The sequence below is a fragment of the Actinosynnema sp. ALI-1.44 genome, from assembly GCF_001984155.1.
In the GTDB taxonomy this organism is placed as follows: Bacteria; Actinomycetota; Actinomycetes; order Mycobacteriales; family Pseudonocardiaceae; genus Kibdelosporangium.
Genome location: NZ_MTQO01000046.1, coordinates 298,326 through 321,638 on the forward strand (window position 1 = coordinate 298,326; position 23,313 = coordinate 321,638).

Annotated in this window: 23 protein-coding genes; 10 read left to right on the top strand and 13 right to left on the bottom strand. The window is 69.7% G+C overall.

Features of this window, described 5'->3' with window-relative positions; translation table 11 throughout:
* Positions 1-174 precede the first annotated feature (174 nt).
* Together ALI144C_RS24250 and ALI144C_RS24255 are read left to right on the top strand one after the other, a co-directional pair.
* Positions 175-1,317 (top strand): serine hydrolase domain-containing protein, encoded by a 1,143-nt coding sequence (locus ALI144C_RS24250; RefSeq protein WP_076989420.1) that lies wholly within the window; start codon positions 175-177, stop codon positions 1,315-1,317.
* An 84-nt stretch (positions 1,318-1,401) separates the two neighbouring features.
* Positions 1,402-1,917 (top strand): DUF3558 family protein, encoded by a 516-nt coding sequence (locus ALI144C_RS24255; RefSeq protein ID WP_076989421.1) that lies wholly within the window; start codon positions 1,402-1,404, stop codon positions 1,915-1,917.
* A gap of 16 nt (positions 1,918-1,933) precedes the next feature.
* Here ALI144C_RS24255 and ALI144C_RS24260 read toward each other — a convergent pair whose 3' ends face one another.
* The 3 genes from ALI144C_RS24260 to ALI144C_RS24270 all read right to left on the bottom strand — a co-directional run bounded on the left by ALI144C_RS24260 (position 1,934) and on the right by ALI144C_RS24270 (position 4,650).
* Complete coding sequence (locus ALI144C_RS24260) at positions 1,934-2,428, bottom strand: GyrI-like domain-containing protein (protein WP_076989422.1); 495 nt, start codon at positions 2,426-2,428, stop codon at positions 1,934-1,936.
* A gap of 29 nt (positions 2,429-2,457) precedes the next feature.
* Positions 2,458-3,738, bottom strand: a complete 1,281-nt coding sequence (locus ALI144C_RS24265; RefSeq protein ID WP_076989423.1) for an RNA polymerase sigma factor — start codon at positions 3,736-3,738, stop codon at positions 2,458-2,460.
* A gap of 174 nt (positions 3,739-3,912) precedes the next feature.
* The gene (locus tag ALI144C_RS24270; RefSeq protein WP_076989424.1) at positions 3,913-4,650 is read right to left on the bottom strand and encodes a DUF899 domain-containing protein; all 738 of its coding nucleotides are present in this window, start codon (positions 4,648-4,650) and stop codon (positions 3,913-3,915) included.
* Between the two features lie 146 nt (positions 4,651-4,796).
* On the opposite strand from ALI144C_RS24270, the gene ALI144C_RS24275 reads away from it, so the two are divergent.
* A complete protein-coding gene (locus ALI144C_RS24275) occupies positions 4,797-5,774 on the top strand; it encodes a sigma-70 family RNA polymerase sigma factor (RefSeq protein ID WP_237774285.1) in 978 nt (325 codons plus the stop codon).
* Here ALI144C_RS24275 and ALI144C_RS24280 read toward each other — a convergent pair.
* Both ALI144C_RS24280 and ALI144C_RS24285 read right to left on the bottom strand, forming a co-directional pair.
* The gene (locus ALI144C_RS24280; protein WP_076989426.1) at positions 5,771-6,706 is read right to left on the bottom strand and encodes an alcohol dehydrogenase catalytic domain-containing protein; all 936 of its coding nucleotides are present in this window, start codon (positions 6,704-6,706) and stop codon (positions 5,771-5,773) included. The genes ALI144C_RS24275 and ALI144C_RS24280 overlap by 4 nt on opposite strands.
* Before the next feature lie 17 nt (positions 6,707-6,723).
* The gene (locus ALI144C_RS24285) at positions 6,724-7,143 is read right to left on the bottom strand and encodes a nitroreductase/quinone reductase family protein (RefSeq protein ID WP_076989427.1); all 420 of its coding nucleotides are present in this window, start codon (positions 7,141-7,143) and stop codon (positions 6,724-6,726) included.
* A gap of 69 nt (positions 7,144-7,212) precedes the next feature.
* Here ALI144C_RS24285 and ALI144C_RS24290 point away from each other — a divergent pair, with 69 nt between their 5' ends.
* The gene (locus tag ALI144C_RS24290; protein ID WP_076989428.1) at positions 7,213-7,842 is read left to right on the top strand and encodes a TetR/AcrR family transcriptional regulator C-terminal domain-containing protein; all 630 of its coding nucleotides are present in this window, start codon (positions 7,213-7,215) and stop codon (positions 7,840-7,842) included.
* A 96-nt stretch (positions 7,843-7,938) separates the two neighbouring features.
* A complete protein-coding gene (locus ALI144C_RS24295) occupies positions 7,939-8,808 on the top strand; it encodes an SGNH/GDSL hydrolase family protein (protein ID WP_076989429.1) in 870 nt (289 codons plus the stop codon).
* 158 nt (positions 8,809-8,966) lie between these two features.
* Here ALI144C_RS24295 and ALI144C_RS24300 read toward each other — a convergent pair whose 3' ends face one another.
* Complete coding sequence (locus tag ALI144C_RS24300; RefSeq protein ID WP_076989430.1) at positions 8,967-10,079, bottom strand: epoxide hydrolase family protein; 1,113 nt, start codon at positions 10,077-10,079, stop codon at positions 8,967-8,969.
* Between the two features lie 160 nt (positions 10,080-10,239).
* The gene (locus ALI144C_RS24305; RefSeq protein ID WP_076989431.1) at positions 10,240-11,433 is read right to left on the bottom strand and encodes an MFS transporter; all 1,194 of its coding nucleotides are present in this window, start codon (positions 11,431-11,433) and stop codon (positions 10,240-10,242) included.
* Between the two features lie 106 nt (positions 11,434-11,539).
* Between ALI144C_RS24305 and ALI144C_RS24310 the strand changes: the two genes are divergently transcribed.
* Both ALI144C_RS24310 and ALI144C_RS24315 read left to right on the top strand, forming a co-directional pair.
* A complete protein-coding gene (locus ALI144C_RS24310) occupies positions 11,540-12,508 on the top strand; it encodes an Lrp/AsnC family transcriptional regulator (protein WP_076989432.1) in 969 nt (322 codons plus the stop codon).
* Positions 12,509-12,597: 89 nt separating this feature from the next.
* The gene (locus ALI144C_RS24315; protein ID WP_076989433.1) at positions 12,598-13,080 is read left to right on the top strand and encodes an NUDIX hydrolase; all 483 of its coding nucleotides are present in this window, start codon (positions 12,598-12,600) and stop codon (positions 13,078-13,080) included.
* Here the strand turns inward: ALI144C_RS24315 and ALI144C_RS24320 are convergent.
* The gene (locus tag ALI144C_RS24320) at positions 13,064-14,272 is read right to left on the bottom strand and encodes an MFS transporter (protein WP_076989434.1); all 1,209 of its coding nucleotides are present in this window, start codon (positions 14,270-14,272) and stop codon (positions 13,064-13,066) included. The two genes, ALI144C_RS24315 and ALI144C_RS24320, sit on opposite strands and share 17 nt — an antisense overlap.
* A gap of 66 nt (positions 14,273-14,338) precedes the next feature.
* Between ALI144C_RS24320 and pdxR the strand changes: the two genes are divergently transcribed.
* Positions 14,339-15,784, top strand: coding sequence for a MocR-like pyridoxine biosynthesis transcription factor PdxR (pdxR, locus tag ALI144C_RS24325; protein ID WP_076989435.1), 1,446 nt, complete (start codon positions 14,339-14,341; stop codon positions 15,782-15,784).
* A 10-nt stretch (positions 15,785-15,794) separates the two neighbouring features.
* Complete coding sequence (locus ALI144C_RS24330) at positions 15,795-16,631, top strand: PhzF family phenazine biosynthesis protein (protein ID WP_076989436.1); 837 nt, start codon at positions 15,795-15,797, stop codon at positions 16,629-16,631.
* Positions 16,632-16,658: 27 nt separating this feature from the next.
* On the opposite strand, the gene ALI144C_RS24335 is transcribed toward ALI144C_RS24330, so the two are convergent.
* From ALI144C_RS24335 to ALI144C_RS24355, 5 genes are all read right to left on the bottom strand, one after another.
* The gene (locus tag ALI144C_RS24335; protein ID WP_076989437.1) at positions 16,659-17,669 is read right to left on the bottom strand and encodes an SWIM zinc finger family protein; all 1,011 of its coding nucleotides are present in this window, start codon (positions 17,667-17,669) and stop codon (positions 16,659-16,661) included.
* Positions 17,663-20,056, bottom strand: coding sequence for a DEAD/DEAH box helicase (locus tag ALI144C_RS24340; RefSeq protein WP_076989438.1), 2,394 nt, complete (start codon positions 20,054-20,056; stop codon positions 17,663-17,665). The genes ALI144C_RS24335 and ALI144C_RS24340 overlap by 7 nt, the downstream gene beginning before the upstream one ends.
* On the bottom strand, positions 20,053-20,835 hold the full coding sequence (locus tag ALI144C_RS24345; RefSeq protein ID WP_076989439.1) for an ABC transporter permease: 783 nt from the start codon (positions 20,833-20,835) through the stop codon (positions 20,053-20,055). Before ALI144C_RS24345 ends, ALI144C_RS24340 begins: the two co-directional genes overlap by 4 nt.
* Positions 20,832-21,779: an ATP-binding cassette domain-containing protein gene (locus tag ALI144C_RS24350; RefSeq protein WP_076989440.1), complete on the bottom strand. Its 948-nt coding sequence runs from the start codon at positions 21,777-21,779 to the stop codon at positions 20,832-20,834. Before ALI144C_RS24350 ends, ALI144C_RS24345 begins: the two co-directional genes overlap by 4 nt.
* Positions 21,780-21,978: 199 nt before the next feature.
* Positions 21,979-22,569 carry a PadR family transcriptional regulator gene (locus ALI144C_RS24355; RefSeq protein ID WP_076989441.1) on the bottom strand — a complete coding sequence of 197 codons (591 nt, stop codon included), beginning with the start codon at positions 22,567-22,569 and terminating at the stop codon, positions 21,979-21,981.
* Positions 22,570-22,674: 105 nt separating this feature from the next.
* Between ALI144C_RS24355 and ALI144C_RS24360 the strand changes: the two genes are divergently transcribed.
* Complete coding sequence (locus ALI144C_RS24360) at positions 22,675-23,301, top strand: SRPBCC family protein (protein WP_076989442.1); 627 nt, start codon at positions 22,675-22,677, stop codon at positions 23,299-23,301.
* Positions 23,302-23,313 lie beyond the last annotated feature (12 nt).

Genomic DNA, 23,313 nt, shown 5'->3' on the forward strand with positions numbered 1-23,313 from the left:
ATGTCGAGCACAACGCAACGCGATCATTGCATTAGGCGGCAGCAACGCGCAACGAAATATGCCTTTTGAACTGCATCTTTGCCGTTCGCTTCACTGATTTCTGATTGTCATCGCCCGCTGATGCAACGTAACTTTTGCGATATCGGAAATATTCTGACAGCAAAGGCGTTCGACGTGACCCACACTGATCTCCAACAGGTACTCGACTGGGCGGTGGCCGAGGCGGGCATCCCCGGCATCGTCGCCGACGTCAAGGACGGGCATCGGACCTGGTTCGGCACCGCGGGCGTCGCCGACCTCGCCACCGGCGCTCCCCGTCAACCGGGAGAACACGCGCAGATCGGCAGCGGCGGCAAGGCGTTCATCGCCGCTGTGCTGCTCGGTCTCGAAGCCGAGGGCAAGGTGGGCATCGACGACCCGGTGAACGCCTGGCTGCCGGGCGTGCTCGACGTCAACGGCTACGACGGTGACAAGATCACCATCAGGCACCTGCTCGCCAACACCAGCGGCCTGTTCCCCACGGGCCTGGCACCCGAGCTGACCAGCCGGTACACCACCCGTGCCGCGTTCCGAGAGCACCGCTTCGACGCGTTCACCCGGCAGGAGCTGTTCGAGATGACGGTGTCCCAGCCGCCGGTCGGGCAGCCCGGCGAACACTTCCGGTACGCCAACGGCGGCTTCTACCTCGCCGAGGCGGTGATCGAGAAGATCACCGGGCACAGCTTCACCGAGGAGGTCGAGCGCCGGATCTTCCAGCCGCTCGGCCTGACCCACACCTACGTGCGGCCCGCCGCGGACGTGACCTACCGCGATCCGCACCCGCGCGCGTACTCCAGGCAGTTCCTCAAGGACGGCGTCGACGCGGACGCGGTCACGTCGTCGAACTGGGAGTCGATGCTCGAGCAGCCGGGGCTCGACCCGCTCGACGTGACCGAGTTCAACACCTCATGGGTGCCCGGCAACATCATCTCCACCACCGGCGACATGATCCGCGCGGTCAGCGCGTTGGCCTCGGGCACGCTGCTGCCGCCCGCCCAGCACCGTCAGATGTGGACCACGGTCAGCACCGAGGGCAGCGACTGGTTGCCGCACACGCGGTACGGCCTCGGCTTGTTCGAGTTCGACACGGCGGCCACGGGCGGCCGGGTGCTGCGCGGGGTGGGCGGCAGCTACTGGGGTTCCATGTTCTTCACGGTCAGCACCGCTGACGGCGAGCACGTCATCTCGGTGCACACCAACATCGAGATGATCTCGTGGGACGTCCTGCGCCGGGTCTTCGAAGCGGGCTTCGGGGTCGCCATCGGGACCCAACCTTGATCGTGTTGACCCTGGTTCGCCCCTGCGGGCAGGATGTGGTCTAGACAACACACCATCCCTGCACCCTGCACGCAAGGACCACTGGTGATCACACGAATCTTGGTGCCGCTCGCCGCCTTGTCGCTGCTGGCCGGCTGCTCCGGCTCGGACCAGCCGCCAGCCGCCTCCCCGGCGCCGCCCCCGCCGCCCGCCTCGAACGACGTCAAGGTCGCCACCGACCCGTGCTCGTTGCTGACCGACGACGAGGTCAGCGCGCACGTCGGCGCCAAGGTCAGCGGCGCGCCCGACGACCTGCCGACCGTCGGGCGGGGCTGCCGCTGGGAGGCGCCGGATGGCGCGTCGTACGTCAGCGTCATCCTCAACACCCCGGCCTTCCCCGACGTCGGCACCTCGGCGAAACGGGCCGTGGACGTCGGCGCCAAGAAGGGCTCGGTTCTCGCTGACGACGGCCGGTACTGCCTGATCTACGTCAACGGCGGCACGCCTTGGCTGCAGTTCGGCAGCCAGAGCGCGGACACCGGCAAACCAGTCGACAAGACCTACGAGTGCGATCGGTCGATGCCGCTGGTGCGCAGGGTCGTGGCGAACCTGAAGTGGTGATCGACCGACCGGCCGACTATTCGGCCAGCCGGAAGACCAGTTCGGTCTCCCACTTGGTCATGTCGGGCTCGACGCGCGGGTCGGACTTGAGCACCTCCAGACGGCAGCCCCACCGCTCACCCCGGTCGGTGTCGGTCTTGTCCCAGGTCAGGCCTTCCCCGGCGGCCCAGTCGAGCACCTGGCCGGTGACGCCGACCAGTTCGTCGGGGTGTCCGACGTGGGTGTGGCTGACGTAGTGGCCCGCAGGCAGCACGGCGGCGAACACGTCACCCTCACCCTCGATCACCTCGAGGGTCGGGATGCCAGCCTCAACCTCGAGTTGAGCTTGCATGTCGATCAGGGTGTAGCGGAAGAACGGCGCCCCGGCCAGGCCCACGCCCCGCGCCAGCAGGGAGCCGATCAACTCCGGCATCCGGTCGGCGATCTCGCCGAAGGTCTGCATGGTCACAGTGCCGCGCACGGCCGCGTAAGGCTGCTCGCCGCGCTCGATGATCTCGGGTTTGATGCTCATACCCCCTAGACGGACGGGGCCGGGAGAACTCATCGGTCCGGTGCCTCCCCACGTGCGCAGGCCGCCGCGCGGTCGAGCAGCAGTGCTTGTTCGCGTGCGTTGCCGGTGAGAGACGCGGCTCGTTCGAACTCGGCGTGCGCCTCGTCGTAGCGGCCGAGTTTGGCCAGCAGGTCGCCGCGTACGGTCGGCAGCAGGTGGTAGGACTTCAGGCTCGGGGCGTCGGCGATCTCCTCGATCAGTCGCAGCCCGACCTCCGGACCGAACGCCATGGACAGCGCGACCGCCCGGTTGAGCTCCACGATGGGTGAGCCGGTCACGTCGGCGAGGTCGGCGTAGAGCGCGGCGATCCGCGCCCAGTCGGTGTCCGCGGCGACGTGGGCGCGGGCGTGGCAGGCGGCGATCGCGGCCTGCAGCGTGTACGGGCCGCGTTTGTCGTCCAATGCTTCGGCCTTGTCCAGTGCGGCCAGGCCACGCCGGATGAGCATCTGGTCCCACTGGGAGCGGTTCTGCTCCAGCAGCAGGATCGGCTCGCCCTGGGCGTCGGTGCGGGCCTTGGCCCGGGACGCCTGGATCTCCAGCAGCGCCACCAGGCCGTGGACCTCGGCGTCCTTGGGCGCGAGCCCGGCGAGCACGCGGCCGAGCCGCAGCGCCTCGTCGCACAGCGCCGGCCGCAGCCAGTCGTCGCCCGCGGTGGCCGAGTAGCCCTCGTTGAAGATCAGGTAGATGACCTCGAGGACGGCGGCGAGCCGTTCGGCGCGCTGCGCGGCCGGGGGGATCTCGAACGGGATCTTCGCGTCGGCCAGTGTCCGTTTGGCTCGCACGACGCGCTGCTGGATGGTGGACTCGCCGACCAGGAAGGCGCGGGCGATCTCCTTGGTGGTCAGCCCGCCCAGCATCCGCAGGGTCAGCGCGACCTGCGCCTCGGTGGACAGCACCGGGTGGCATGCGGTGAACACCAGCCGCAGCACGTCGTCGCCGATGTCGTCGTCGAGCGCCGCGTCGATGTCCGGTTCGGGGGCCGCGCCACCGGTCTCGATCTCGTGGCCGAGTTCCTGGACCTTGCGGGCCAGCACCTGCTCGCGGCGGACGTGGTCGATCGCGCGGTGCTTGGCGGTGGCCATCAGCCACGCGCCGGGGTTCTTGGGCACGCCTTGTTCCGGCCACTGTTCCAGGGCCGCGACCAGCGCGTCCTGTGCCAGTTCCTCCGCGCGGCCGACGTCGCGCACGATCCGCGCGAGCCCGGCGATCACCCTCGCCGACTCGATCCGCCAGACCGCGTCAATCGCCCGATGTGTCTCGGTTACCGTCACGAGACGGCATCACAGCAGCTACCCGGCCTGTGCTGCAACCAGCCGCTCCGCGAGCGCGGAGAAGGCCTGCTTGCGACGGTGTGTGACCTGGCGGGCGGCCGGTCGCGATGCCCGCCAGGTCGTCATCTCCCACGCCGTGCGACGCGAGCGCCTCTTTGCTGGGGAAATAGTGGTCTAGCTTCCGAGGCCGTTGGTCAGCTTCGGCCAGCCCTCCGGCGAGTCCTCCCAGGTCTCCTGCCTGCCGTACGGGGTCAGGTCGATGAAGTTGTACGGCGTGAACAGTTGGTCGAGACCGCGCGCGTAGGCGGTGTAGGTGTGGAACACGTCGTCACCGTCGCGCAGGAAGACGCTGTTGGCGGGCCAGTCCCCGGTCATCATCTCCTCGGGGATGCCGCGCCGGTTGAGCTCGTCCTTGGGCAGGTAGTTGTATTCCACCGGGCGGCGGGTCTCGTCCAGCGACGCGTGCATGTCGTAGCTGAAGTCGCTGCCGTGCGAGGAGTACCACGGGAACGTCCAGTCGTGCTTGGCCTTGTAGGCCAGGATCTTCTCGGCGGGCGCGCGGCTGACCGCGGCGAAGGTGATGTCGCGGGAGTGCAGGTGGGTCAGCACCTGCGGGGTGAAGTTCATGTCCGCCGACGCGGTGCAGCTGGGGCAGCCCGCGTCCAGGTCGTCGCGCCACATGAAGTGGTGGATGTAGAGCTGGGTGCGTCCTTCGAACAGCTCGGCGAGGCTGAGCGGGCCGTCGGGACCGGTGAAGGTGTAGTCCTTCGCCACGCGCACCATCGGCAGCCTGCGCCGTTCGGCGTTGAGCCGGTCGCGCAGCTTGGTCGCTTCCTTCTCCTTGGCCAGGAGCGCCTTGCGAGCGGCCAGCCACTCCCGCTCGGACACCACGGGCGGCAACGCGGTCGTCATCCGGTTCTCTCCTTCAGGTCGGTGCCGGGTTCTACAGGGGCAGATCCTCGAGACCGCGGGAACTCATCGCCGTGCTTCCGATGAGTTCCGGCACACTGGGCTGTCCATAGTGGTGACGGGCTTCTCGTGGGTGGAGAGGAATGGGCGTGACCAGGTCGTTGACGTCGACGGACGACGAGTTCCAGCGTTCGGCGGATCCCTACCGCGCCGAGCTGCTCGCGCACTGCTACCGGATGCTGGGGTCGGTGCACGAGGCGGAGGACCTGGTGCAGGAGACCTACCTGAAGGCCTGGCGGGGGTACGGGGCGTTCGAGGGCCGTTCGTCGATCCGCACGTGGCTGTACCGGATCGCCACCAACGCGTGCCTGAGCGCGTTGGAGGGCCGGGACCGGCGGCCGTTGCCGGTGGGGTTGTCGGGTGACCGCGGCGACCCGGCGGTGGAGCCGGTCGAGCGGTCCGAGGTGCCGTGGCTGGAGCCGATCCCGGACGCGATGCTGGACCCGGCGTCGGTGGTCACCGCGCGGGAGAGCGTGCGGTTGGCGTTCATCGCCGCGCTGCAGTACCTGCCTGCGCGGCAGCGGGCCGTGCTCGTGTTGCGGGACGTGTTGAAGCTGCCGGCCGCCGAGGTCGCCGAGATGCTGGACACGACCACCGCGGCGGTCAACAGCGCGCTGCAACGGGCGCACGCCCAGCTGGCGTCGGCGACACCCACGCCGGACGACGTCGTCGAGCCGACCGCGGCGCGGCAGCGCGAACTGCTGGACCGGTTCGTGGCGGCGTTCGAGGCCAAGGACATCCCGGCGATCGTCGCGGTGTTCACCGAGGACGCGATCATGCAGATGCCGCCGTTCCCGCAGTGGTACCAGGGCGGGGAGGCGATCGCGCGCCTGGTGGACACGTGGTGCCCGGCGCACCGCGACGACTTGCGGCTGGTGCCGATCCACGGCAACGGCCAGCCCGGGTTCGCCAGCTACATCCGCGGGTCGGCGATCGGCGGCGCGGACAGGTCGTTCGTGCCGTGGAAAGTGGAGTTGCTGGAGCTGGACGAGCGGGGTGTGCGGCAGACCGTGTCGTTCTTCGACAAGTCGTTGTTCGCGGTGTTCGGGCTGCCCGCCCAGCTTTAACCTGTCATGTCGGCGACGAGCCGTCCCACGATGCCGCCGCGCGCCAGCCGGTCGAGCCCATCGGGGATCTCGTCGAAGCCGATCGGGGTGATCGTCGGGGTGAGGGTCCCCTCGGCGATCATCGCCAGCACGTGGCGCAGTTCGTCGCTGGTGCCCGCGTTGGCGCCGACGATCTCGGCGTTGGTGAGCACGAGCTTGCCGATGGGGATGTGCGCGACGGCGTCCTCGACGCCGACCACGACCACGCGGCCGCCGTGGCGGATGCCGTCGAGGGCCCCGACGACCGTCTCGCTGTACCCGGCGAAGTCCACGACCAGGTCGAGGTCGAGTCCGGCCAGGTCCGCTGCGCTGCGCACCACGGTCGTGGCGCCGAGTTGCCGTGCGGTCTGGGCGAGCGCGGGTCTGCGGACCACGGCGGTGACCTCGGCTCCGGCGGCCGCGGCGATCTGCACGCCGAAGCTGCCCAGTCCGCCGATGCCGACGATGCCGACTTTCATCCCGGGCCGCAGACCGCCTTGGGCGTACAGGGCGTGATACGACGACAGGCCCGCGTCGGTGGCGACCGCGGCCTGCGCGAACGACACGCGGTCGGGGATCGCGACCAGGCGTTGCGCCGGGGTGCGCACGAGGGTGGCGAACCCGCCGTCGGAGACGATGCCGGGCGCGTCCATTCCGGTGCGGACCGCCACCCGGTCACCGACCGCGAACTCCTCCACGCCCGCGCCGGTCTGGGTGACCACACCCGCGATCTCGTGGCCGAGGACGATCGGGACGGCGGCACCGGCGAGGGAGCCGCGCGCCAAGCTGAGGTCGGTCTGGCACAGCCCGGCGGCCATCGTGCGGAGCACGACCTCGCCGGGCCCGGCCGTTGGATCGGGCAGTTCGACGTGGTCCAGAGGGTGACCGGTCGCGGTCAGGCGCCAGGCGCGCATGTGCCCGTGTCCCCCGCTCAGCCGACCGGGTCGAGCCGGGCGAAGGGGAACCGCCGCTCGGTTTTCTCCTCGTAGGTGTAGATGTCGGGCCAGTACTGGGTGAACTGGGTGTAGATGCGCAGCCACTCCGGCCCTTGGCGAATGATGGTCGGCTTGGTCGTGAGGGTCTGCTCGCCGACCTCGATGGTCACCGTGTCGGCGGCTTCGAGGTTGAGGAACCACGCGGGGGTCTTCGGTGCACCGCCCGCGCTGCCCATGAAGACATAGGCGCCGTCGTAGGGCAGGTAGAGCAGGGGCGTGATCCGTTCCTGGCCGCTTTTGCGGCCGACGTGGTGCACCAGGGCGACGTGCGCGTTGGCGAAGTGCCCGCCGACGACGCCCTTGTTGGCCCTGAACTCCTCGATCACCTGGTTGTTGAAGTCGCTCAACCCCGACATCCCCTTATTGACGCTTAGTAGATCTTGGACATCGTCAAGGATGTATTTGTCGTTGATAACGTGTCAAGGGTGAAGCTCACCGTGGACGTGATCGCGCGGGCGGCGCTGGAGATGCTCGACGAGGGCGGCCTGGACGGGTTGTCGATGCGACTGCTGGCAAGCAGGTTGGGGGTGCGGTCGGCCGCCCTGTACTGGCACGTGAAGAGCAAGAATCACCTGCTGGACGTGATGGCGGCGGCGATCTTCAACGACGCCGCCGACGGTCTGGAAGCACCGCGCGCGGGCGTGAGCTGGCAGGACTGGTTGGCCGACTGGGCGCGTCAACTGCGGCGGGCGATGCTGCGCTACCGCGACGGTGGGCGAATTTTCGCCAGCAGCAGCGTGGCCGAACCCGGGTTGTTCCGTGCGACCGAGTTGGCACTGCGGACGTTGCAGGACGCGGGGTTCGACGTGCAGCCCGCGGCGCGCAGCTTGGCGGCGCTGGTGCACTACGCGGTCGGGTTCACCATCGAGGAACAGAACCACGCCTACAAAGCCGAGACGCCGCACGGCACGTTGGACGCCGCACGGTTCCCGTTGACCGCGCAGGCCTATGTGGACGACAACCTGTTCGATCCGAACACCGACGAGTGTTTCGAGTACGGCATGCAGATCATCCTCGCAGGGATGCAGGCGACCAACACGGTGACGCCGTCGTGATCACCCGTTGTCGCACCACACTCGGGTGAAGTCCGCCCCACGCCGCCGGGTGTTCGCTGAGTGTGGAGGCAGTGTCCTCAACGAACAGGGGCTCGAATGCGCATCACCCGGCTGCTTGTCGTCGTGGCCTCGGCGGCCACGCTGCTGGCCACCGCCGCCACACCCACCACGGCCGCTCCGCGATTCCAGCACTACGTCGCCCTCGGCGACTCGTACACGTCCGGCCCGTTCATCCCCATCCAGCGAACCGATCCGCTCGGCTGCGGGCGCTCGACCGCGAACTACCCGTCGGTGTTGTCGCAGGCGCTGCGGGTTGGTGAGTTCACCGATGTCAGTTGCGCCGGCGCGGACACCACGAACATGACGCGGCCGCAGCCGGTGCCGTTCAACGGCACCAACCCGCCTCAGTTGAACGCCCTGCGGTCCGACACGGACCTGGTGACCGTCGGCATCGGCGGCAACGACGACGGCGTGTTCGGCAGCGTTGTCTCGACCTGCCCTCGTCTGCGCCCGGCCGACCCGACCGGCAACCCGTGCGAACAGCACTTCACTGTGGACGGTGTCGACACGATCAGGGCGGCCATCGAGAAGAACGGGTCGCGTGTGGTGGCGGTGCTCACCGCCATTCATGAACGGTCGCCGCAGGCTCGGGTCCTGGTCGTGGGGTATCCGCGGATCACGCCGCCGAGCGGCACCTGCCCGGCCATCCTGCCGTTCGCCGACGGCGACTACGCCTGGTTGAACCAGGTGCAACGCGACATGAACCAGTCGCTGGCGAACGCGGCCGACGGCAACGCCACCTATGTCGACGTGTTCGGCCCGTCGGAAGGGCACGACGCCTGCGCCTCGGGTGGCGCGGCGTGGATCAACGGCCAGAACGACAACATCCTCGCCGCGGCGGCCTACCACCCGGTGAAGGAGGGCATGGCGGGTATGGCCGCCGTGGTGCGCCAGTACCTTGGCTAAGAGTTCTCGCACATGGTCAGCCAACGAGTGCGAAGGCCGTCCTCTCTGCGCGCGGCCGGACTGGACGAGGCGTTCGATGCCGTCGATATCCCTGATCTGATGGCGGCCCGCGTCGCGGCCGGGTGAACGTCGCGCCCCACGCTTCAGCACCCCACGCTTCAGCGCACCTTCGCGAAGAACTCCCGGACGTCGCGGACGAACAGGTCGGGCACTTCGAGTGCGGCGAAGTGCCCGCCGCGGTCCAGTTCGGTCCAGTGCACGATGTCCAGGTCGCGTTCGGCCAACGCGCGCACGGGCTGGACCAACTCGTGCGGGAACACCGCGACGCCCACCGGTACGGGGCAGTGCAGGGATTTGCCGCGCAGCGCCGTGGATTCGTAGTACATCCGCGCGGAGGATCCGGCCGTCCGGGTGAGCCAGTACAGGGAGACGTTCGTCAGCAGCCAGTCGTCGTCGACGGTGACGCCCGGGTCGCTCCATTCCTGGAACTTCTCGGCGATCCACGCGAGTTGCCCGACCGGTGAGTCGGTCAGCGCGTAGGACAGGGTCTGCGGCCGGGTGGCTTGCTGGCGGAGATATCCGGCGGGGTTGGCGAGGTACGTGCTCACCGCAGCCAGTCGGGCCTCGTCCTCGTCGGACAGGTCCACCGGGGCGCCGCGCAGCACGGTCACCAGGAAGTTCAGGTGCACGCCGACCACGCGCCCGGGGTCGGCGCCGCCGACGACGCGGGAGATCAGGGATCCCCAGTCGCCGCCTTGCACGCCGTAGCGCTCGTAGCCCAGGCGGGTCATGAGTTTCGTCCACAGGTCCGCCACGCGGTGGGCGTCCCAGCCGGTGGTGGCGGTGGGGCCGGAGAAGCCGAAGCCGGGGATGGCGGGGATGACGACGTGGAAGGCGTCGGCGAGGTCCTCGGGGTCGGTCAGCGGTGGGACGACGTCGAGGAATTCCAGCACGGACCCGGGCCAGCCGTGGGTGAGCAGCAGCGGCAGCGCGTGCGGGTGGGGTGATCGCACGTGCAGGAAGTGGATCTGCTGGTCGTCGATGACGGTGGTGAACTGGGGGTGGGCGTTGAGTTTCGTCTCCTGCTCGCGCCAGGAGTAGCCGTCCTGCCAGTAGGCCGCCAGTGCGCGCAACCGTTCGAGCGGGACACCGTAGTCCCAGCCCACGCCGGGCAGTTCGTCCGGCCAGCGAGTGCGGGCCAGCCGGTCGCGCAGGTCGTCGAGGTCGGCCTGGGGTACCTGGCTGTGGAAGGGAACTACGGCGTCGCTCATGGTCAAGACAGTTCCGCCTCTCCGAGATTTTGGCGCTTGGTCACCTTGGGCTGGCACTGTTCAGTTCGGTGCGTACTGGTGGCTGGTTTGCGTCACGTTCCCCTGAGGTGCGGTGGGCTGCCACGTGGTCTGCGTTGGGCCTCGAGGTGCACACGGGGTGTCACGACGCTAGCCCCTGGGCCGTGGTCTTGTCGCGGATCATCGTGAACGCCACAACGGCGGCGAGCACGCCCAGCGCGGCGGTGACGAGGTAGACGCGGTTGAGGCCGTCGACACTGGTGCCGCCGGTTTGGAACACCAGGCCGAGCGCGGCGACGCCGAGCGTCTGCCCGAGTTGGCGTGCGGTGGTGGACATGCCGACCGCGACACCGACGTGTTCGGCGGGCACCGTGGCGAACAGCACGGCGCCCATGGCGGGCATCAGGAGTCCGACGCCGAGCCCGGACACGGTCAGGCCGACGAGGATCGCTGTCGCGGTGGAGTCGTTGTCCAATCCGGCTTGCAGTGCGCTGCCCACGCCGCCGAGCAGCAGCCCGAGCGCGATCATGAGCCGGGGTGGGACGGTCCGCAGCCGTCGCCCGGCGAGCGTGGAGGCGACGAATGTGCTCAGCGCGAGCGGGACCATGGCCAGTCCGGCGGCGACCGGGCCGAGCCGCAGGGTGTCCTGTAGCCAGATCGAGGTGTAGACCAGGCACGCGAACACACAGGCGGCGACGATCCCGCAGACGAGCAGTGCGTTGAACGTGGTGACCCGCAACAGCGACCGCAGCCCGGCCAGGTCGAACCGTTTTCCCCGGTTGCCGGGCACGGGGCGGACGCTGGCGCGGGTCAGCGCGACGGCCAGCAGCGCCACGGGCAGGTTGACCAGGAAGATCGCCTGCCAGCCCACGTACTGGGTGAGCACGCCGCCGAGCATGGGCCCGGCCGCGGCGGCCAGTCCGTTGACCGCGCCCCAGATGCCGATGGCGATGCCACGGTCGCGGCCGTCGTAGCTGCTGCCGATCAGCGTGAACGTGGTGACGGCCATCGCCGCTCCCCCGATGCCCTGCACGCCGCGGGCGGTGATCAGCACCGTGATGTTCGGTGCCAGGGCGCAGGCCAGGGACGCGGCGGTGAACACGCCGAGGCCCGCGAGGTAGACCGCGCGGTGGCCGTGGCGGTCGGCGACGGATCCGGCGACGAGCATGAGTGCGGCGAGGACCGCGGTGTAGATGTTGAGCACCCACTGCAGGGGTGTCAGTGGCGCGTGCAGGTCGTGTCCGATGTCGGGTAGGGCGACCGTGACGGCGGTGGTGTCGATCAGGAACAGCAGCGAGCCGAGGCTGACCGCGACCAGCGCTCCCCACTTCCGCATGGGTTCTCCTCTCGTGGTGATGGAGTCGAGATTCGACCCGTCCGAGGGATTGCCCTGACCACTTCGGTCATCTATGAGCGAAACTGTCAGGGTTTACGCTCCTGTGATGGATCCCGTCACGCTGGACCCGGTCGATCGCGGCGTGCTGCACGCGTTGCAGATCGACGGTCGCGCTCCGCTGAGAACCATCGCGGCCGTCATCGGTGTTTCGGAGAACACGGTGGCGCGCCGTTATCAGCGGCTGCGGTCGGCCGGGGTCGTGCGGGTCGCGGGTGTGGTCAACGGTGCCCGGTTGGGGTACACGGCGTGGACGCTGCGGTTGCAGTGCACACCGGACGCGGCCACGGCGGTGGCAGCGGCGCTGGCGGCGCGCCCGGACACGTCGTGGGTGTACCTGTTGTCCGGTGGGACGGAGATCGCCTGTAGCACGCAGTCGCGCACGGTCGGCGAGTGGGACGAGCTGCTGTTGTCGAAGTTGCCGCGCACACGCCGGGTGACGTCGGTGTCGGCGCATTCGATCCTGCGGATCACCGCGTCTCCGTACCGGTGGTCGGGGTTGACGTGGCTGGACGCCGACCAGGTCGCGCAGCTGACGCCCGCGCCTGGGGTCACCGACGACAGCCCGATGGTTTTGGAGTTCGCCGACCACGCGTTGCTGGAGGCGTTGGGCCGGGACGGGCGAATGGGGTACGCGGAGCTGGCGTCGCTGACAGGCTGGTCGGATTCGACGGTGAAGCGGCGGATGGAGCATCTGCGGCGGGCGGGGGTGCTGACGTACTTCCTTGATGTCCCGGCGGCGGCGCTGGGGTTCGGGGTGGAGGCGCGGTTGTGGATGCGGGTGCGGCCGTCGCGGTTGGCGACGACCGCGGAGACGATCGCGCGGCACCCGGAGGTGTCGTTCGCGGCGGTGACCACCGGGTCGTCGAATTTGGTGGCGGCGGTGAACTGCCGGGACAACGCGGACCTGTACCGGTATCTGACCGAACGGGTGTCGGCGTTGGACGCGGTCCGCGATGTGGAGACCGCGCCGGTGATCAGGACGGTGAAACGGGCGGCGGCGTTGCTGCCGGCCTGACAGCGGCGGGATCAACCGAGTTCACCCATCAGTCCTGGCCTGCCCGCGACGTCGCGTGTTCCAGTCGGCGGTGCGGTTGGATCGGCGGCATGGCCGCACTTCCGATCCGTGATCGCGCTGGCAACGTCTTGGTCGACGTTCGGTTCGTCGCGGAAGACGAGCTGGCGAACCTGGCCGGGCACACGGCGATCCCCGCGTCGTTGGTCGTTGTCGTGCACGCGAATGCCGTGCTGATGATGTTCGACGGTTGGCGCAAGCAGTGGGAGCTGCCGGGAGGGATGCGGGAGCACGGGGAGTTCCCGCGCCAGGCCGCGGTGCGGGAACTGCATGAGGAGACCGGCATCCAGGGGGCCGATCTGGCCTTCGTGGCGGTTGCCGAGTTCGATCTCACCCAGCCCGCGCGTCGGGAACTGCTTGCTGTCTACCGGACCCGGCTCGAGGTCGTGCCTGCGCTTGTCGTGAACGACGAAGCGTTGGGCTTCCGGTGGTGGGGGCTGTCGCAACCGGTGAGCGACGGCATGAGCCCGCTGGACGCGGAGATAGCCAGGCGCGTGGTCATGCCGTGCGGGTGACCGGCTGGGGTTCGGCGGCGATGGTGTGCGGGCGGGTGCGTTCGGCCCAGCGCACCGCGGGTTTGATGAGCAGGCTGGTGAGTAGGAAGACGGCACCGAGCACGATCCAGCCGGGAATGCCCCACGTGACGACGAGGGTGGTGAGCAGCAGCGGCGCGATGACCCGTGCGACGGCGAGGCCGTTGCCGAACAGGCCCTGGTATTGGCCGTGCTTGTCCGGCGGGGCGAGCGCGAAGCTGATCTCCCACGCCCCGGCGGCCTGCATCATCTCGCCGTAGGTCTGCACGAGTGCCGCCGCGAGCAGGATCCCCGCCGCGAGCCACGCGGAGGTGCCCAGTGCGGACAGGGCGAACACGACGCAGGCGACCATCAGCATCACGCCTGCGTGCCGCATCGAGCGCACCGCGGTGGCCAGCGAGGTGACGCCGCGGGCGACACGGACCTGCAACAGCACGACGGACACGGTGTTGAGCAGCAGGACCGCGGAGACCATCCAGCGCGGCGCGTCGGTGTGCTGGACGATCCACAGCGGGGTGGCCAGGGTGATCAGGGGGATGTGCAGCAGCATGATGGTGTTGAGCAGCGCCAGCACCGCGTAGGGCCGGTCTCGTAGGACGGCGAGTTTCGTGTCACCGGCGGCGGGCGCGGGCGGCACCTCGGGCAGGGGCCGCAGGATGGCAGCGCAGATCAGGAAGCTGATGGCGTCGACCGCGAAGATCACCATGTAGGCGGCCGAGGTGTCGAAGTACAGCGCGAGGCCGCCGAGTCCGGCGCCGACGGCGATGCCACCGTTGACCGCGGCCTGGATGATCGCGCGGGTGCGGGTGCGTTCCGCGGCGGGCACGAGCCCGGCCAGCAGTGCCTGGCGTGCGCCGGTGAGGCCGCACTGGGCGCTGGTGTAGAGGCAGACCGCGAGCAGGAACGGCCAGAACGAGCGGACCACGAGGAACGCGCTGATCGTGACGGCGGTGGCGATGGCCAGCAGGATCGCGGTGGCCCGGGGGCCGCGCCGGTCGGCGAGGTGGCCGAGTGGGACACCGGCGACGAACCCGACCGCCCAGCCGATGGTCAGCCCGAGGCCGACCTGGGTGGCGGACAGGCCGACGACGCGGGTGAAGTACAGCGCCGAGGTGACGTAGAAGGCGCCGTCGCCGATCGAGTTGGTCAGCTGAGCTGCTGCGAGTCTGCGCATGAGGAGAAACCTACGGAGTACATTGGTCGGGTGTTATAGCCAATTTCCGCACAACTGAATGGACCAATGGACTTTCATGTCAGCCTGGCCGGGCGGGGCGATCTGTCCGCACGGATCTACCGTGAGCTGCTGGCGGCGATTCTGGACGGCCGGTTGCGGCCGGGTGAGCGATTGGCGCCGACGCGCGAGATGGCGCAGCGGTTGCAGGTGTCGCGCACGACCGTGACGGACGCCTACGAGCGGTTGACCGCGGAGGGGTTCCTGGTGGGCCGGGTGGGCGCGGGTACGTTCGTGACCGATCAGCCGGTCAAGCCCGTGGCACGCGCGGTAACCCAGCGGCAGGCGCGGGTGCGGCCGAGGCGGTTGTGGCGGTCGGTGTCCGAGCCGTCGGCCGACGCGGTGCTGCCGTTCGATTTCCAGCTCGGTGTGCCGGACGGCCGGTTGTTCCCGTTGGAGACGTGGCGGCGGTTGGTGGCGCGGGAGTTGCGGGCCAAGAGCGTGCATCCGGCCCGTTATGCCGACCCGGCGGGGCACGCGGGGTTACGGGCGGCGATCGCGCGGTACGTGGGTGTGTCACGGTCGGTGGTCGCGGGCGCGGAGGACGTGCTGGTCACGCAGGGGGCGCAGCAGGCGTTGGACGTGATCGGCCGGGTGTTGGTGGACCCGGGTGACGTGGTCGCGGTGGAGGAGCCGGGGTACTCCCCCGCTCGGCGGTTGTTCCAGTCGCTGGGCGCGCGGGTGGTGGGCGTGCCGGTGGACGGTGAAGGCATTGACGTGACAGCGATCCCGTCGGCGGCGCGGGTGGTGTACACGACGCCGTCGCATCAGTTCCCGTTGGGCACGGCGATGTCGCTGGCGCGGCGCACGGCGTTGCTGGCGTGGGCCGACGAACGCGACGCGGTGATCGTGGAGGACGACTACGACAGCGAGTTCCGGTTCTCCGAACGGCCGTTGCAGCCGTTGCAGAGCATCGACCGCAATGGCCGCGTGGTCTACGTCGGGTCGTTCTCCAAGATCATGCTGCCGATGTTGCGGGTGGGGTTCCTGGTGGCGCCGCCGTCGCTGCGCGCGACCCTGCGGACGGCCAAGCAGTTGACCGACATGCACGGCGATCCCATCACGCAGGCGGCGTTGGCGCGGTTCATCGAGGAAGGGTTGCTGGCCCGGCACATCCGCAAGGCGACACGCGAGTACGCCGCACGCCACGAGCTGATCACGACGACGCTGCGGACCGGGTTCGACTGGCTGGAGCTGGTGCCGTCCACGGCAGGCCTGCACGTGTGCGCCCGCACCCGGTTCGATCCGACCGGAGTGGTGGCGCGGGCCCGGGCGTACGGGATCGCGGTGCAGTCACTGGCCGAGTTCTGCCTCGGCGAGCCGCAGCACGGGATCGTGCTGGGCTACGGCGGGATCGAGGTGCCGCGGATCGCGGCGGGGTTGCGCGGGCTCGCCGCGGCCCACCGGGCCAATTTCCTGGGATTGGCCATGGGACAACGCGAGCCGGGCTCCTAACGTCGGCGGTATGCGAATCCGGATCATCGACGCGTTCACCGACCGGCCGTTCAGCGGCAACCCGGCAGCCGTGTGCTTGCTGGAGCGGGAATGGCCGGACGAGACGTGGATGCGTCAGGTCGCGTTCGAGATGAACCTGTCGGAGACGGCGTTCGCCCATCCGCTCGATGACGGCACGGCGGACTACGCCTTGCGGTGGTTCACCCCGGAGGTCGAGGTCCCGTTGTGCGGGCACGCGACGTTGGCGACCGCGCACGCGTTGCGCTCCGACGGGAACGCGCCCGCGACGGTCCGGTTCGCCACGCGCAGCGGGGTCCTGGTGGCGCACAGCCGTGACGACGGCGCGATCACACTGGACCTCCCGCGCTCGGAGATCACCGACGACCCGGAGCCGCCCGCTGGTCTGGCCGAGGCGCTCGGGGCGCCGATCGTGGCCGCGTTCCGGACCGGCGCGTTGGGTGACCGCCTGATGCTGTTGTCCGATGAGGACACGGTGCGGGCGCTGCGGCCGGACATGTCGGCGTTGGGCAGGGTCGAGGCGGAGCACGGTCTGTCCGGGGTGGTGGTGACCGCGCGGGCGGCCCGTGCGGACTGCGGGTACGACTTCGTGTCGCGGCTGTTCGCGCCCGGCCACGGGATTCCGGAGGACCCGGTGACGGGCAGCACGCACACCGCGCTGGCGCCGTTCTGGGCGCGGCGGCTGGGCCGCACGAGTCTGGTGGGGTTGCAGGCGTCACGCCGTTCGGGTCTGGTGCGGACCGAACTGGTCGGCGACCGGGTGCTGTTGACGGGGCACGCGGTGACTGTGATGGACGGTCAACTGCGGATCCCGGTCGCCACCGCGTAGCTCGGGCACCAGCTGTGCTGGATGCCGTCAGATCCCCAGGAGCGCGGTCGCCGGGTCGGTCTCGGGTGGCCCGGCCGGGCACCATTCGCCGTCCTGGCGCCGGTAGGGGTACCAGCGGCCGTCCTTGCCCAGCCGCAGTTGGGTGTTGTCGGCGGTCCAGTGGTTGCGGGTCTGGGTCAGCTCCGGCAGGTCCGGGCTCTCGAGCGCGGCGGCGGCCTTGGCGAGGTCGGTTTTGCCGGGCCGCCAGGTGTTGTCCAGTACGTCGAGGCCGGTGGGTCCGCCGTAGGTCCACGCCCGCACCGCGCGGGTGAGGTCGCGGCCGGTGGCCTCGGCGAGTTGACCGGTGAGCGCGGGGTAGGTCGCGGCCCACCGGACGGTGTCCTGCCATTCGGTCAGTTCCGGCGGTACGGCACCGTCGAGCAGGGCTTGGGCGCGGGCGGCGGCGTCGGTGACCAGGTAGCGCAGCATGGACGAGGACGGCCCGCTGCGCAGGTTCAGCTCGTCGAGCAGGTCGGCCTCGCCGCGGCCGCGGATGAGCAGCAGCACGAACGGGTCCTCGTCGATCAGCCACGCGACCTGGTAGGACAGCGCGGCGGCGTGCCTGCAGGGCAGTTCCCAGCCTTCGCAGTCGCATTCGGGTTCCAGGTCGGTCATCTGCGGCAGCAGCGGGACCTCGGCCGCGGTCAGGTCGTGCGGCATCTCCTTGTCCAGCAGCGCCGCGATGTATCCGGCTTTCGCGGCGACCCAGTCCAGCAGCCTGGCCCATTCGGTGTCGGTGAGTTGTGCGATGTGGACGGACGTGACGTGCGGGGTGCGGTCGCTGCCGTAGACGGTGGCCGCGATCCGGCCGTGGCTGACGGTGATCGGCCCGACCTGGCCGGCGTAGGCGTACTTGCGGCCGATCTTCATCTGGTTGTTGTCCAGTGCGGCGTCCTCGATCGCGGTGATCCAGGCGTTGCCCCACCACGATCGGGCGAACCGGGCGCGCCTGCGCGCGCCCGCGGGGAAGGCGGGGAAGCCGCGTGCGTCGCTCACCATGTGTCCCTCAGTTCGATCAGGTCGGCCAGTTCGGCGTCGGTCAGTTCGGTCAGCGCCGCCTCGCCGGTGCCGAGCACGGCGTCGGCGAGTTTCTTCTTCTCCCGCAGCATCCGCGCGATGCGGTCTTCCAGGGTGCCTTCGGTGATCAGCCGGTGGACCTGGACCGGCCGGGTCTGCCCGATCCGGTAGGCGCGGTCGGTGGCCTGGTCCTCCACGGCCGGGTTCCACCAGCGGTCGTAGTGCACGACGTGGTCGGCACGGGTGAGGTTCAGGCCGGTGCCCGCGGCTTTGAGCGACAGCAGGAACACCGGCGCCTGGCCGTCCTGGAACCGCCGCACCATCTCCTCCCGGTGCGGGACGGGTGTTGCGCCGTGCAGCAGTTGCGTGGTGACGCCCTGGTCACGCAGGTGCCGGTCCAGCAGCCGGGCCATGGTGACGTACTGGGTGAACACGAGCACGGAGCCGTCTTCGGCCAGGATCGTGCCGAGCAGTTCGTCGAGCAGTTCCAGTTTGCCCGAGCGGCCGCGCAGTTCGGGTTTCGCCTCGCCGGTGAACTGGGCGGGGTGGTTGCAGATCTGTTTCAGCCCGGTGAGCAGTTTCATGATCAGCCCGCGGCGGGCGATGCCGCTGCTGGTCCTGATCTCCGCCATCACCTCGTCGACGAGTGCCTGGTAGAGCCCGGCTTGTTCCCGGGTGAGCGCGACCGGCCGGTCGGTTTCGGTCTTGGGCGGCAGTTCCGGGGCGATGCCGGGGTCGGATTTGCGGCGCCGCAACAGGAACGGCCGCACCAGCGGTGCCAGCATGGCGGGCTGGCCGTCCCAGCGGTCGCGGAACGCCGTCAGCGGCCCGAGCAGGCCGGGGGTGGTCCAGTCGAGGATCGCCCACAGTTCGGAGAGGTTGTTCTCCACGGGGGTGCCGGTCAGCGCGACCCGTGCGGCCGACGGGATCCGGCGCAGCGCCTTGGCCGTGCCGGACGCGGGGTTCTTGACGTGTTGTGCCTCGTCGGCCACGAGCAGATCCCAGTCCTGTTCGGCGAGGACGCCGGTGTCGACGCGCATGGTGCCGTAGGTGGTGAGCACGAACCCGCCGTCCAGGTTGTCCAGTGACCGTGCGGTGCCGTGGAAGCGGCGGACCGGGGTGCCGGGGGCGAACCGGGTGATCTCGCGTTCCCAGTTGCCCAGCAGCGACGCCGGGCACACCACGAGGGTCGGTCCACCGGGACGTTCGGCGGCGCGGCGCAGGTGCAACGCGATCAGGGTGATCGTCTTGCCCAGCCCCATGTCGTCGGCGAGGCAGCCGCCGAGGCCGAGCGAGGTCATCCGGTCCAGCCACCGCAGGCCGCGCAGCTGGTAGTCCCGCAGGGTCGCGGCCAGCCCGGCGGGCTGGCCGATCTCCTCGGTGCCCGAGTCGGGGTCGGCGATGCGCTGCCGCAACGTCTCCAGCCAGCCGGTGGCCACGGCGGGCACGTGTTCGCCGTCGATGTCGGCGCTGCCGGTCAGCGCGGCACCGAGCGCTTCGACCGCCGGCAACGGTTTCAGCTCGCGTTCCCGGGCCTTGCGCGCGAGCGTGGGGTCGACCAGCAGCCATTGGCCCCGCAGCCGCACGAGCGGCCGGTGCGCCTGTGCCAGCACGTCCAGTTCGGCGTCCGAGAGTGCCTGCCCGGCGAGGGTGAGCTGCCAGGTGAGGTCGAATTCGGCGGCGCTGTGCGCGCTGCCGCCGATCACGGCGTGCGCGGCGAGCGAGCGGGCGACGTCGCTGGGCCACAGCACGTCGACGCCCGCGTCGGCCAGGCGGTGCAGCGCGCCGCCGAGCAACTCGGCCACGTCGTGGTCGGTCAGGGCGAGCTCGCCGGGTTCGGTGTCGTCGAGGAACCGTTCCAGCGTCGGCCACGCCGGCGTGGCGCGGCGGACCGCGAGCATGGTCGCGGCGTTCCAGTCGCCCGGGAATTGCAGTGCGGCACGGAATTCAGGCGCTTCGGTGGAGGTGTCGACGGTCAGCCGCAACGCCAGGCGGACTGCGGCGTCGAGCGCGCCGCGCGGCATCCGTTGTGGTTCCCAGGCCGCGAATGCCTGCCCGCCAAGGACATGCGGCGCGGCCGGGGTGCGGGTGAGGGTGTCGGCGACGGCGTCGGCGAACTCGTCGCCCGCCGGTGTGTCGGCGCGCCACATGTCGTAGCCGCCGGGTGAGATCGCGGGCGCGATCGTGCCGTCGGCGACCAGGCGCAGGGCGCGGCGGGTGCGCGGGCCCCAGTGGTCGTCGGCGAGCAGGGTGGCCAGTGTGTCTTTCGTGGACAGAGCGGCGCCGACCGTGGCCCGGACGGTGCCGTCCGGGCCACGGAAGACGAACTGGCTCGCCCGTGGCGGGTCCGCCGGTTCGAACTCGATCAACGGCTCAACCTCCGGTAGCGGCGCACGGCCAGTGGGAAGAAGATCGCGAGCAGGACCACTGGCCAGACTACGGCCATCAGCAGCGCGTGCTGGGTGATCCAGGAGTCGCTGGTGACGCCGGGGTTGCCGAACAGCTCGCGGATGGCGGTGACCGTGGACGACAGCGGGTTCCACTCGGAGATCGCACCGAGCCAGCTGGGCATGGTGCTGGTCGGGATGAACGCGCTGGACAGGAACCCGATCGGGAACTCCATGGTCTGGATGGCGGTGACCATGGCCTGGTTGGACGCCATCAGGCCGCAGAAGATACCGACCCAGATGAACGCGAACCGCACGAGCAGCAGCAACGCGAACGCCAGCGCGGTGTCACCGGGGCTGCCGTCACTGTGCCAGCCCATGAACAGCCCGCAGCCGACGAGCACGGCCAGCAGCAGCACCGAGTCGATCATGTCGGCGAGGCTGCGGCCGAGCAGGACGGCGGCGGGTGACATCGGCATGGATCGGAACCGGTCGGTGACGCCCTTGGTGAGGTCCTGCGCGATGGCGGTCATCGTCGCGCCGATGCCGAAGAGCATGTTCATCGCGAACATGCCGGGCATCAGGAACTGCTTGTAGTCCCCGCCGCCGGGGACGTTCATCGCGCCGCCGAGCAGGTAGCCGAAGATCAGCGCGATCATGATGGTGAAGAACAGGCCGAACAGCACCGACCCGGGTTCACGCGTCCAGTGGATCAGGTCGCGGCGGGTGATCGTCCAGGTGTCGGCCAGTGCCCACCTCATGCTGCCTCCTTCTCGGTCAGTGCCAGGAACACCTCGTCGAGGGTCGGCCTGCGCAGCGCGATGTCCTCGATGTCGATCTCGGCGGTCTTGAGCGCCTGTGCCATGTCGACCAGCGCGGTGACGCGGTCGGTGACCTGGACGCTGACCCGCCGGTCGTCCGTGTCGATCTCGGCGTCGGTGCCCGCGACCTTGCCCGCGAGCTCGGCGGCGTGCGGCAGGTCGGCGACCGAGTGCAGCACGACGTCGATCCGGTCGCCGCCGAGCCGGGACTTGAGCTGGCCGGGGGTGCCTTCGGCGATCACGCTGCCGTGGTTGATCACCGAGATGCGGTCGGCCAGCTGGTCGGCTTCGTCGAGGTACTGGGTGGTCAGCAGGACGGACGTGCCGGTCGCGACCATGTCGCGCACGGCCTGCCACACCTCGCTGCGGCTGCGTGGGTCCAGGCCCGTGGTGGGTTCGTCGAGGAACAGCACCTGGGGCGAGAGGATCATGCTGGCCGCGATGTCCAGTCGCCTGCGCATCCCGCCGGAGTAGGTCTTGGCGGGACGGCCGGCGGCGTCGGTGAGCCCGAAGTGCTCGAGCAGTTCGTCCGCGCGCACGCGGGCCCGTTTGGGCGTGAGGTGGAACAGCCTGCCGAACATCTCCAGGTTCTGCCGCCCGGACAGGATCTCGTCGACCGCGGCGTGCTGCCCGACCAGGCCGATCCGCCGTTTCACCTCCCGGTACCGCGTGGTCACGTCCAGACCGGCGACCTGCGCACGGCCTTCGTCGAACCGCAGCAGGGTCGCGAGGATCCGTACCGCGGTGGTCTTCCCGGCGCCGTTCGGGCCGAGCAGTCCGCAGACCGTGCCCTCCTTCACGGTCAGGTCGAACCCGTTGAGCGCGTAGTGGTCGCCGTACCGCTTGCGCAGTCCCTCGGCGACGACGGCGAATCGTTCGGCCATTCGAGTACCCCACTCCATATTAAAACTTGAATGCCGGGCCGGGAGTATGCCCGACTTCGTCCGATCCATGCAAATTTGAGTCCACGTGGTGGCAGCACAGTTGAGCCCTGAGGACTCCAGGTTGCCGACGTGCGTCAACCGCCCTTCACCAGGGCGGACTGTGGGATCAGGGGCGGGGACGGCGCGGGCGCGCCCGATCTCACCGCTGGTCGAGCCGGGCCCGGAGGTCGTGCCAGCTGCCGGGTTTGCCGGGCGAGTCGGGCTCCCCCGCCATGGCGTACTTGCCCTCTTCCAGTCGCGACAGCAGGCCCTGGGTCCACTCGATGCTGGACTCGGCGGAGTGCCCCCAGAGGGTGTAGAGCTCCCAGACGTGCTCGGGGCCTGTGGATTTGCGCAGTTGCACGTCGGCCTCGTCGCGCTGGGCCTCCAGCGCGGCGAGCCGTTCCCGCAGCAGGCCGATGGCGTCCGGCCGGGTCAGCGCGGGCAGCAGCGCGAGCCCGGCGCCGAGCATGTCAGGGCGGTGTTCGGGGCGGCGGAAGGCGTTGCGCAGCAGTTTCTGGAACTCGATCTCGCCGCGCTCGGTCAGCTCGTACTCGGTGCGGGTGGCCTGGAAGTCCTCGATCAGCGAGCCGCTCTTGGTCAGTTGCTTGAGCGCGTGGTAGATCGAGCCCCACTTGACGTTGGCCCATTGGTCGGCGCCCCAGGCCAGCAGGTCGTTGCCGATCAGGTACCCGTGGGCGCGCCCGTATCCCCGCACGATCCCGAGCACCAGCAGCCGTGTCGCCGACATGGCACGTCAGCCTAAATCAGGCCGTGACACCGGCGCGCACGGGCAAGATCACGACCACGACATTCGCTGTTGATTTATATAAGTGACGGCTGTAGCTTTCCGGCCATGATCGACGTAAACCACCAGATCAACGCCGTCAGCCGGACGATCGGCACCCGGACCCTGGCCGCAGGCGAGGCGCGTGTGCTCACCCTGAGCCAGTCCTACGACACCGATCTCGACGACCTGTGGGACGCGTGCACGAACATCGACCGTCTGCCCCGCTGGTTCCTGCCGATCACCGGGGAGCTGAAGCCGGGCGGCCGCTACCAGTTCGACGGCAACGCCGGTGGTGTGATCGAGCGCTGCGACCCGCCGACGAGTTTCGCGGTGACCTGGGAGATGGGCGGCGAGGTGTCCTGGGTCGAGGTTCGCCTGTCGACAGACCCGGACGGCCGGTCGCGCTTCGCGCTCGAACACGTCGCGCACGTGCAGGACGAGATGTGGGCGCAGTTCGGGCCGGGCGCGGTCGGGATCGGCTGGGACGGGATGCTCGCCGGGCTGGCACTGCACCTGTCGGGCGAGTCGATGAGCACCGACGAGGCACAGGCGTGGCAGGTCTCCGCCGAGGGCAGGCAGTTCACGCTGGTCAGCAGCGAGAAATGGGCCGAGGCCAACATCGCCGCGGGCACGCCGGAGCAGGCGGCACGGGCCTCGCAGGAGGCGGTCAGCAAGTTCTACCTGGGTGAGTGACGCCGGTTCGCG